This window comes from Aeromonas sp. HMWF016 (assembly GCF_963878195.1).
Classification (GTDB): Bacteria; Pseudomonadota; Gammaproteobacteria; order Enterobacterales; family Aeromonadaceae; genus Aeromonas; species Aeromonas lacus.
Genome location: NZ_CAWNWX010000026.1, coordinates 1 through 1,320 on the forward strand (window position 1 = coordinate 1; position 1,320 = coordinate 1,320).

General features: G+C 35.3%; 2 protein-coding genes. Both read left to right on the forward strand.

Translation table 11 applies throughout. The features are described 5' to 3' along the window. Positions 1 to 253: hypothetical protein (locus AACS24_RS03750; protein WP_219927751.1), on the forward strand; the 253-nt coding region annotated here is incomplete at its 5' end. A gap of 189 nt (positions 254 to 442) precedes the next feature. Continuing rightward, positions 443 to 1,144: a hypothetical protein gene (locus AACS24_RS03755; protein WP_146181454.1), complete on the forward strand. Its 702-nt coding sequence runs from the start codon at positions 443 to 445 to the stop codon at positions 1,142 to 1,144. Positions 1,145 to 1,320 lie beyond the last annotated feature (176 nt).

The following is a 1,320-nucleotide window of genomic DNA, read 5'->3' on the forward strand; positions in this document are numbered from 1 at the left end:
TAACAAAGATAAAAACTCATATCAGTTCGGAGCTTTTGCATTTTACAGCTCAAGCTGCGCAAACTCACAAAATGCGGCAAACGATAAAGTTTCAAATAAAGCTCATAATTTTCATCAAAAATCAAAAAAAATACTTGGTGATACATTCAGTACGCAACTATTTACATCAGAAATAAATCAGGAACTAGAGAATAACGCTTGGCATGCTGTATGTATTCTTATCAAATTAAAAAACACACAACAAATAACTTAATTCGTTCGCTTCGGTCACTGGGGCGAGGATAAACCTCTCCACTAATAAATAGAATTTATGAACAAAAGGTGGATGTCCTGAATTGCCCATGAATGGTTTTACTATGTATTGACAAAAAACAAAGTGTCTTGCAACACAATTATTTCATGTCGCACCTTTACCGAGCCAATTATATAATGGTTAACATTTATGAATAATGAACTTGCTAGACGTTTTTTTTATGGTCCTGAAAATTCAATTCGGCGTGAATCAATACTAATAAATAAGTTACTATTCGATTTACAACTTGCATATGCCATGCAAGGAAACTATCTAAAATCTTATCGCACAGATGTTGATGATAATGGTTACGATCTTGTACTTGACTCAGAGGATATTAGCCGAAAAATACAAGTAAAATCGACCATGGTCAATTCAACTACAAAGACATGGGATATCGCAAAAGGTGTATTACGCCCAGATTTGTTCCTGATGAGCAAACATTCAATGTGGTCAAATCTAAGTGCTGGAATTAGTGGTGGTGTTATCTTGCAAGATGTAATACTGAAAGACGGGGATATATCCATAAATTATTATTATAGTGACCTAGTAATTATTTCACTCTATTGTTTAGGAATTATTGGTAATAAAACAAACCAAAAAAGTGCCCTTAGAGTAATTAAGGAGCTCCACGTAGAACATTTTCACGACAAGGTTAAGCTATCTAAAGGTTGTTTTCTAAGATTAAAATCACCATCAGCTCTTTTAGAGTTAATGGGTTTTACTTCAAGTAGAATACACTGGAGTATCGTCCATAACTTAGAGTGCATAAATAAACCGAGAACAGTCTCTGCACCATATGATATTTACAAATCAAAGATAGTGCAGTTAATTGACTCAGTAAAATACTGATAATTGTACAGACATTGTTTATATGTACAGTTCTAGTTATCATCTGACTGTAAAATTAAAAAGGCGACCATCCGGTCGCCTTTTTATTTCTATCGCTCTGCTAATCAGCAAATATCACCGAGCCGGTCGCTTGGCACCATTGCCTTTGGCCGCAGGCTTGCTGCCCTGAGTGGCGG